13 protein-coding genes are annotated in these 8,843 nt (G+C 39.2%); 4 read left to right on the forward strand and 9 right to left on the reverse strand.

Annotation, left to right across the window (positions count from 1 at the left end):
* Positions 1 to 111: 111 nt before the first annotated feature.
* On the forward strand, positions 112 to 399 hold the full coding sequence (locus AC33VI_RS15165; protein WP_491783106.1) for a hypothetical protein: 288 nt from the start codon (positions 112 to 114) through the stop codon (positions 397 to 399).
* A gap of 141 nt (positions 400 to 540) precedes the next feature.
* Positions 541 to 894 (forward strand): hypothetical protein, encoded by a 354-nt coding sequence (locus tag AC33VI_RS15170; RefSeq protein ID WP_491783107.1) that lies wholly within the window; start codon positions 541 to 543, stop codon positions 892 to 894.
* Positions 895 to 960: 66 nt separating this feature from the next.
* Here the strand turns inward: AC33VI_RS15170 and AC33VI_RS15175 are convergent, their stop codons facing one another.
* From AC33VI_RS15175 to AC33VI_RS15205, 7 genes are all read right to left on the reverse strand, one after another.
* Complete coding sequence (locus AC33VI_RS15175; protein WP_491783108.1) at positions 961 to 1,362, reverse strand: helix-turn-helix domain-containing protein; 402 nt, start codon at positions 1,360 to 1,362, stop codon at positions 961 to 963.
* Positions 1,359 to 1,646 carry a type II toxin-antitoxin system HigB family toxin gene (locus AC33VI_RS15180; protein WP_491783109.1) on the reverse strand — a complete coding sequence of 96 codons (288 nt, stop codon included), beginning with the start codon at positions 1,644 to 1,646 and terminating at the stop codon, positions 1,359 to 1,361. The genes AC33VI_RS15175 and AC33VI_RS15180 overlap by 4 nt, the downstream gene beginning before the upstream one ends.
* A 35-nt stretch (positions 1,647 to 1,681) precedes the next feature.
* Positions 1,682 to 2,215 (reverse strand): hypothetical protein, encoded by a 534-nt coding sequence (locus AC33VI_RS15185; RefSeq protein WP_491783110.1) that lies wholly within the window; start codon positions 2,213 to 2,215, stop codon positions 1,682 to 1,684.
* Complete coding sequence (locus AC33VI_RS15190; protein WP_491783111.1) at positions 2,172 to 2,750, reverse strand: hypothetical protein; 579 nt, start codon at positions 2,748 to 2,750, stop codon at positions 2,172 to 2,174. Before AC33VI_RS15190 ends, AC33VI_RS15185 begins: the two co-directional genes overlap by 44 nt.
* Positions 2,751 to 2,767: 17 nt before the next feature.
* Complete coding sequence (locus tag AC33VI_RS15195; protein WP_491783112.1) at positions 2,768 to 2,890, reverse strand: hypothetical protein; 123 nt, start codon at positions 2,888 to 2,890, stop codon at positions 2,768 to 2,770.
* Positions 2,891 to 3,010: 120 nt separating this feature from the next.
* Positions 3,011 to 3,277, reverse strand: coding sequence for a hypothetical protein (locus AC33VI_RS15200; RefSeq protein WP_491783113.1), 267 nt, complete (start codon positions 3,275 to 3,277; stop codon positions 3,011 to 3,013).
* Between the two features lie 58 nt (positions 3,278 to 3,335).
* Positions 3,336 to 4,952, reverse strand: coding sequence for an NAD(P)H-quinone oxidoreductase subunit 4 (locus tag AC33VI_RS15205; protein ID WP_491783114.1), 1,617 nt, complete (start codon positions 4,950 to 4,952; stop codon positions 3,336 to 3,338).
* A gap of 180 nt (positions 4,953 to 5,132) precedes the next feature.
* Between AC33VI_RS15205 and AC33VI_RS15210 the strand changes: the two genes are divergently transcribed.
* Together AC33VI_RS15210 and AC33VI_RS15215 are read left to right on the forward strand one after the other, a co-directional pair.
* Complete coding sequence (locus AC33VI_RS15210) at positions 5,133 to 6,215, forward strand: T4 RnlA family RNA ligase (RefSeq protein ID WP_491783115.1); 1,083 nt, start codon at positions 5,133 to 5,135, stop codon at positions 6,213 to 6,215.
* A 139-nt stretch (positions 6,216 to 6,354) separates the two neighbouring features.
* The gene (locus AC33VI_RS15215; RefSeq protein ID WP_491783116.1) at positions 6,355 to 7,206 is read left to right on the forward strand and encodes a phosphatase domain-containing protein; all 852 of its coding nucleotides are present in this window, start codon (positions 6,355 to 6,357) and stop codon (positions 7,204 to 7,206) included.
* Between the two features lie 78 nt (positions 7,207 to 7,284).
* Here AC33VI_RS15215 and AC33VI_RS15220 read toward each other — a convergent pair whose 3' ends face one another.
* A complete protein-coding gene (locus AC33VI_RS15220) occupies positions 7,285 to 7,752 on the reverse strand; it encodes a divergent PAP2 family protein (protein ID WP_491783117.1) in 468 nt (155 codons plus the stop codon).
* 51 nt (positions 7,753 to 7,803) lie between these two features.
* Positions 7,804 to 8,733, reverse strand: coding sequence for a geranylgeranyl diphosphate synthase CrtE (gene crtE / locus AC33VI_RS15225; RefSeq protein WP_491783118.1), 930 nt, complete (start codon positions 8,731 to 8,733; stop codon positions 7,804 to 7,806).
* Between the last annotated feature and the right edge of the window lie 110 nt (positions 8,734 to 8,843).

Consider the following 8,843-nt stretch of genomic DNA (forward strand, 5'->3'; position numbering starts at 1 on the left):
AAAGATATCTATAAGTCTAGATACCTTGACTTCTTTGACTCTTAATCTCCTTAATTCATTTACTCTTATGTGTGAATCTGTTTTTTCCGCTACTTTTAATTCTTCTAGTCCATGTTGAAACTCATTGCTTTAGGAATTTGGCATGAAGAACTGCAAAAAGCTGGCTATTTACTCGATCATTTAATGAGATTTAATTGTGTTGGCGATCGCAGAAAGCTCGAACTGATGGCTATAGTCGCCGATGTCAAGCTTTCTCTGAAGAACACTTTGCCATCTCCACCATCTTCAATCAGTGTTGAGCCTTTGGCTAGAAAGTGGAATCTTACTGAAGATGCCTCTCTTCTCATCCAGCCACTACTTAAATTTCAGACACGCCACTACACACATTCTCTCAACTGACCCTCAACATCTTATTATTCCTAATTTAGCTTTATTGTCTACTTCAGATAATAGAGGAAATATTATTTTTATTGATTTTTTAGTCAATTAAAGATATTTTGATTTTAGTAATTATGTTTTATGTCTGCATTCTAAATCACTATGTCTAATCATCAAGGCAGCTATATGCTCAATGATATTTTGCAAATGCCTGAGCTTCAGTCTATATTCGAGGTGATGGGAAAGGATAAAACTCAAAGTTTCATTCTTGCTCTGCTCAAGATTGCCAAAACTTATGATTGTAATTCTGGAGAAATATTAGATGGAATTGGCAAACGAGGAGAATATTATAAAGGTCGAGGCGGACAACCCCAAAAGTATGATGATCCCGTTGAGATCCGCATTCGCTGCGATCGCTCTTGGCGCGACCGTCTCGACAGTTATTTAGAACAACACGACATTAAAAGCCGTAATCAGTGGCTCATCGACCTCATTGATTCTCAAATCGATGATTAGATTGTCTTTTTTACCCACTTGTAACGATGCGACCGTTCTTCAAGTAGTCATTTTTGAGACTCAGGACTAGTCAAAAAATGTTGCTGGTGATACTTTAAACTTGAGGGCTAATGCCTCTATTTGTCTAACATTTAGTTTTCTTTTGCCACTCAGTATTTCTGATACCACTCCCTGAGAGCCTATTTCTGGTAGCTCTGACTGAGACAAAGAGTGTTCTTCCATCAAATAAATTAGAGCATCCACACCACCTGAAGATGGTATTGAATAGTTTTCATTGTCATAGGCTTCTATGATTATTCCCAAGGTATCTAAAAGACTGTAGAGTGGATTATCTTCATCATCTCCCACTTCATCTAGTAAGGCATTTAATCTCTCTACCGCAGCATCATAGTCTTGTTCATTTCTAATAGTTAGTAATGGTGCTATTTCTACCCATTGTTTTTTTAGTTCTGCTGCTATTACTGTCATTCTTTCCACTCTCCTTTATCGTACTCTTTATGGGTTAATACGTTTCGTATATATACTTTCTGACGATTGAAATGTATTGCTGCTATTAACCGATATTTATTTCCTCCAATATTGAATACTGTCAATTTTCCTACCAGATCTGCACTCGGAAAAGTTTCTCTCAATTGACTAAAATTATCAAAATTATTCTTCTCGATTATCCTCGACCATCTTTCTAAAGCTGTTCTACTATCTGGATTTTCTTGCCAGAAAATCTTTAAAGTTTTCTTGGTTATTAAGTGCATTTTCCTATTTTATCTCAACTTGAGATATCAGTTCTTTACTGCCCTTGATTCCGCTTGATTATCTTTTTCAAGTAATCCAAGGAGTAACCGCGATTCACCGCATCCTCCCACTTTTCCCAACTTCCAGATAAGATAACCCACTGTTCTCCTTCTCTCATCTCCTGTCCAGAGCAATAGCCCAATTCTCTAGCTAAGTCATACCAATGGCGAAATATTGTAGCTTTGTCTATTTCTTGAGTTTGGCGATCGCCTTCCTCCTCAGACACTAAATTCTTCGTCCCCCAATCTCCTTTAAGTGCTGATACGAAATACCCTGAAGGGTTTGGAATGTGCTGCTCTCGCTTCCTCGCCCTTACTAATGCGATCGCACTTTCCACTTTTTCTGCTGGGTACAGTTTCAATAAATCTTTTATCGTCCTATTAATCGGTACTCCCGCACTATCTATCAAAGGAATTAACTTACTCCAATCTTTATTGACTATATAATCAACTTTAGTGATTTTCTTTTCTTCATTAGGGTTTGACTTATCTTGCGTTGATTCTTGTTTTATTAGTAATCTTTGATTCATTTAATGAGATGTCACTAGAGCGCAAATTGAGAGTTTGGTATTTCTCACCTTGAGGTGGGGTATTGCACATCTCGACCATTTCAATGGTTTCAGCGGGGAAGCTCGCGTTATGCGGAGCGGTATCCTTTAGGACGCCGTTAGGCGCAAGAGCAACAGATGCGGACAAGTCCTTTCTCGCTTCAGCTATTTGATTATTCAGATAATCGTTTAGGCGATCTCGATCTAAGGTGTAGTAGTTTGTCTGATTCCACTCTCTCGATCTGTATCTAACTACTTTCACAATACCGAGCGTTCGCAATATATTCATTGCTTTTCTGAATTGCCATACACTAAGCCATTTGAATTGGCTATTTACCCAGTATACAAAAGTGTTGTAGACGTACTTCACTCCATTGATGATTACTCCTACTCCTTCTTTTTCCATCCAATAGTTAAGCTGTTGTACTATGATCGCTGCATTTACATCCCCTAATGCCTCTGCTATTCCCATATCGAAATGACGGGTAGATGTGGGTGATGTCGCTAAGATGCTCATTATCTCCCACCTCCCATTTATTCGGTGGCAATTGTCATTTTGTAGTGTAATGCTGTCTGGGCAATCGCACGACTGTATACGGGAGATATCTGAGCTTGAGCAGCACTTACCATCTCTCCCTGCTTCTGGGGTGTATTCATTTTAAAAACTCGGTAATTTGTTTCTGTGGCGTTCTCTTCAGTAAGCAGCACTGGTTATCTTGAGTAGTACTGCTTACTAATAGCTGATAGCTAAAAGCTAACAGCTAGGGCGATCTCCCTTTAGAATTCTGTTGGTATCGTCACTCCAAGTTTTTTTGCCCAGTATTCCCGACTGCCTATTTGATATCCAGCCCAATAGCTGTGTTGCTCTGGATTAGAGGGTTTATCCCCTATTAATCCATCGAAATATCCTACCGAATAAACATCTGTGTTTAGGCTCGCTGCTTCGTGAATTCTTTCTAACTCTTGTCTTTCTCTTTTTTCCTGTTTTACACTTAGATATGAATTAATCAGTGGGTATTGGATACTAAAAAAATTAGGAGACATTACCAGCTATAAAAACTGTAAGTATCTCCTAGTTAATTATGTGCTTAAGGAAAGTATTCTAATCAATAATCTGAGGTGCGGTTAAAGCAATACTCTCTTGGGGAGTGGGTAAAGCAGAAATAAAACCATAATCGTTGTTAGTGGTTTGCTGCTGTACGATTACGGGTAAAGCCGAGCGAGTTTTATCGGCTATTTCTGTAGTTTTGTAATCGTAGGTGGTAGTAGCCAGTTTGGGATATAAACCAATACCAATTACAGGAAGCAACAAACAGGTAGCGATAAAGATTTCGCGGGGTTGAGCGTCTGCTTGGAAAGAATCTATTTTAAGATTTTCGTTAGTTTCGCCATAAAATACTTCTCGCAACATGGAAAGCAGGTAAATAGGAGTCAAAATCAAACCGACTGCGGTTAAGAAGACTATAACTACTTTAAAAGCTTGACTGTAAACATCGCTGGTAGCAATTCCTAGAAAGACGGTTAATTCTCCCACAAAACCACTCATGCCAGGTAAAGCCAAAGAAGCCATTGCACCCGTAGTAAACATCGCAAAAGTCTTGGGCATTGTTTGCGCCATACCGCCCATTTCGTCCATCATCAAAGTGTGAGTGCGATCGTAAGTCGCGCCAGAGAGGAAAAATAATGCGGCTGCGATCAAGCCATGAGATAGCATTTGTAACATTGCTCCGTTTAAACCCAAATCTGTAAAGGAAGCAATTCCAATTAAGACAAAGCCCATGTGAGAGATGGAAGAAGAAGCCAGACGACGCTTGAGGTTAGTTTGAGCGAAAGCGGTAAATGCGCCGTAAACGATGTTAATTACTCCCAAGATTACTAGTAAGGGAGCAAATTTAATGTGGGCGTGGGGCAAAATTTCTATATTGAAGCGAATCAAACCATATCCACCCATTTTTAGTAAGACTCCCGCCAGAATCATCGAAACTGGTGCGGAAGCTTGGCTGTGTGCGTCGGGTAGCCAAGTATGAAGGGGGAAGATTGGAAGTTTTACACCAAAGGCAATTAGGAATCCGACATAGGTTAATAATTCCAAAGACAAAGGATATTCTTTAAGTCCCAATTCCGCAATGTTGAAGGTAGTGTTGTCGCCGTAAAAAGCTAGGGCTAATCCTGCTACTAGAATAAAAATCGATGCTAGTGCAGTGTATAAGATAAATTTAGTGGCAGCATAAAGACGCTTTTTGCCACCCCATATAGAAATTAAGAGGTATACGGGGACTAATTCTATCTCCCACATCAGGAAGAATAGTAATAAGTCTTGGGCGGCAAAGACGCCAATTTGCGCGCTGTATAAAACTAAAATCAGGGCGTAATATAGTTTGGGCTTGCGGTTTACTTTCCAAGAAGCCAAAATCCCTAGGGTACTAATTAAACCCGAAAGCAAAATTAAAGGCATTGATAAACCATCTACCCCAACAGACCAATTTAGTCCTATTTGAGGAATCCAAGCATAAGTTTCTTGCAGTTGAAATCCAGTATTGTCCAGTTGATAATTTTCCCAAAACCCCCAAACCATCAAGGTTAGATTGACCAAACCAGCACCAAGAGCGTATGAACGAACTGTCTTGCCATTTTTGTCGGGAATTAGGGGAATAATCGCCGACGCTACTAAAGGCAAGAGGATTATGGCAGTGAGCCAGGGAATTTGAATACTTTCCATTTTGTTAAGCACATCTACTTATACTTCTTTAGTCATTATATTAACTTTTGTAAAAAATGGTGAGATTTTAGATACAAAATAAAAATTTTATGCTTTAGATTTTCTGATAATGTATTTTGATATAATACCTTAAGCATTCAAAAAATCCGATGTCAGTTTATTCAATCTCCACAATCAACGATGGAATTACAGAACTATTTGAGAACTCAAGGACTGAAAAATTTAACTCAGGAATACAATATTAAAGTCAATCGTCACAGCGAGATTGAAAATTTAGTCTGTCTTAAATATTCGCAATTAGAATCGCCGATGGGAGAGAAGATCGTCCAGCAATGTCGGGGGATTATTTTGGATGAAGTTAATAATTGGGAGATTGTTTCCTATCCCTACGATAAATTTTTTAACTACGGAGAATGTCATGCACCTAAGTTAGATTGGGATACGGCAAAGGTTTATGACAAGTTAGATGGCTCGTTGATGACGCTTTTCTACTATGAAGGAAAATGGCGAGTGCAGTCTAGCGGGATGGCAGATGCAGCAGGAGAAGTAGGAGGATTTAAGTATAGTTTTGCCCAATTATTTTGGAAAGTTTGGCAAGAATTAGATTATCAGTTGCCAATAGAAACAAATTATTGTTTTATGTTCGAGTTGATGACTCCTTATAACCGTATTGTGGTCAGACACGACTGCAATAAATTAGTGTTGCATGGAGTTCGGGATAAAGTTAGTTTGCAGGAAGCAGAGCCCCAGATCTGGGCAAACAAATATAATTGGCGATTGGTTAAAACCTATCCTTTGCAAACTTTAAAGGAAATTATCGCTCTAACTAACGAATTAGATCCGATGACTTCCGAAGGCTATATTATTTGCGATCGCAACTTTCAACGGATTAAAGTAAAATCCCCCCAATATGTAGCGATTTCTCATCTAAGAACGGGATTTTCTACTAGAAGAATGTTAGAAATTGTGGCTACCAATGAAGGAGAAGAATTTTTAAATTACTATCCCGAATGGCGCGAACTCTATCAACAAATAGAAACTAAATACAATGCTTTGGTTGAAGAAATTGAAGAGTCATATCAAAAGTATCGCCATATTCCCGTACAAAAGGATTTTGCCTTAGCTGTCAAACATTTAAACTGTTCTGGAATTTTGTTTTCATTGCGTGCGGGAAAAACCAACAGCGTTCGCGAATCCCTAGCCAAAACCTCAATTCCTAAGCTAGAAAGTTTGTTGAATATTGATTTTCGAGAACTTGGATAACTTAGTCATCAGGTATTTAATGTGCTGGTTGAGATTGACTGGGAGACTGGGTGACTGGGAGACGGGGTGACGGGGTGACTAACAACTAACCACCGTACGGGCGAACCGCCGTTCGCCCCTACTAACAACTAACTAATAAATGAAAAAAGTACTAATTTTACAAGGATTGCCAGCATCGGGGAAATCCAGCTTTGCCAAAGAATTACTACTCGCAAATCCTGGTCGATGGGTGAGAACAAATAAGGATTTATTAAGGCAAATGGCACACGCTTCCTATTGGTCGAAAGGAAATGAAAAGTTTATCCGTAAGTTGCGAGATACAACAATTTTAATGGCACTAGAAGCAGGTAAGCACGTAGTGGTAGATGATACTAACTTCGGTAGTAATATCGATCGCATTTCTGAATTGGTTAAGGGAAAAGCCAGAGTAATTGTTAACGATTCTTTTTTAAAAGTTCCCCTTGAAGAATGTATTCGTCGAGACTTATTAAGACCAAATTCAGTAGGAAAAGACGTAATTATGAAGATGTACAATCAATTTGTGCGATCGCAAGTTACGCCTCAGATTGTTTATAATCCCGATTTACCCGATGCCATTATTGTCGATCTGGATGGTACATTAGCTATTATGGGCGATCGCAGTCCTTTTGATGTGTCTCGTTGCGATTTAGATTTGCCGAATTATCCTGTCTTAGAAACCGTTCACAAATGGCAAGATAGCAGAACGATTATTATTATGTCTGGACGTACTGACGATGGTAAAGAAAAGACCGAAGCTTGGTTGCACAAACATGGGGTGAAATACCAACATATTCATATGCGTAAAACTGGCGATATGAGAAAAGACTCTACTATCAAGCAAGAGTTATATGAAAACTTTGTTCGAGATCAATACAATATTTCTTTCATTCTCGACGATCGCCAGCAAGTTGTCGATATGTGGCGCAGCTTGGGTTTAACGGTTTTTCAAGTAGCAGAAGGAGACTTTTAAGAAAGTAGTGAGTAGTGAGTTATGAGTATATGTCTAACGTCTACACAACTTGTCCTATCTAATTAACTTTCAGCGATCTTAACTAGTAACCCAAACATATTTAGAAAATATCATGGCAATGCTAATACCAAGACTCAAACCTACTAAAACCTGAAAAGGAGTGTGTCCGAGTAATTCTTTCAATCTTTCCTCGTTGAAATTGTGTTCTTCTTGGAACAATTCATCAATTAATTGATTGAGAATTTTAGCTTGTTTACCCGCTGCTTGACGTACTCCCGCAGCATCATACATGACGATAATGGCAAACAGACAGGCGATCGCAAATTCAGCAGAAGACAAACCTTTTGTTAAGCCAACACTGGTAGCTAACGCTCCTACCAAAGCAGAATGGGCACTAGGCATACCTCCAGGGGACATTAAATAAGTTACATTTAATTTGCGACTTCTAAAAAGATCGATAACTAACTTTAACCCTTGTGCTGTAATACAGGCTAAGAGTGCCACCATTAGTATCTGATTGTGTATGAGATCGGCAACTTCCTGCATGGTTATGTCTTTTTTGTCTAGAAAATGTTGTTAATCAAAAGATGTTATGTCTTAGCGATCGCGAGTTACTATGTAGTTAGCTACCGCTCTTAATGGTTCTGCTTTAGCACCATAAATTGATAGCTGTGCGATCGCACTATCTACCAGTTCTTGAGCTTTGAGGCGAGATTTTTCCAAACCCCACAGACTAGGATAAGTAGCTTTTTGTGCTGCCAAATCTTTACCAGCAGTTTTACCTAGCTGCTCGTCTGTCGCTGTAATATCTAAAATATCATCAATTATCTGAAAAGCCAGACCGATATTTTGAGCGTATTGAGAAAGGCGATCGATTTCTGTTTGAGAAGCATTGGCTAACATCGCTCCTGTCACTACGGAAGCTTCTAATAACGCTCCTGTTTTATGAGTGTGAATAAAGCTCAAAGTTTCCGCTGTTATATCTGGTTTCCCTTCCGATTCTAAATCTAACACCTGTCCGCCAACCAAACCCGCAGCACCAACAGTACGTCCCAAGCAAGCTATGACCCTAATAATGTTTTCTGGAGCGACATTGTTAGTTTGAGTAGCTACATATTCAAAAGCATAAGCCAGCAAGCCATCTCCTGCCAAAATAGCAATATCATCGCCATATACTTTGTGATTGGTAGGTTTCCCGCGACGAAAATCATCATTATCCATGGCTGGCAAATCGTCGTGAATTAAAGACATGGTGTGGATCATTTCCAAAGCACAAGCAGTAGGCATTGCCATTTCTCTTGTTCCACCAGTCAACTCAGCAGTTGCCAAGCAAAGAATCGGACGCAAGCGTTTGCCGCCAGCTAGCAGAGAATAGCGCATTGCTTCGTAGATTTTTTCTGGTCTGGCAAGCGCAATGGATTTATCTAAAGCTGCTTCTACTAGAGTTTTTTGCTCTTTTAAATAACTGTTTAAGTCAAATTTAACGGGCGTTTCTGGCTCTTGGGTTTTTTTGTCTGCTTGCACCATACAACAGGAATATCTACTTAAATTCGGTCGATCTTTATTATTACCCGACAGGTAACTTTAACCAAGCTTTGTGAAGCTATATGTGATTTTTTTAGATTTGATTATATTGA

This window comes from Waterburya sp., assembly GCF_058530065.1.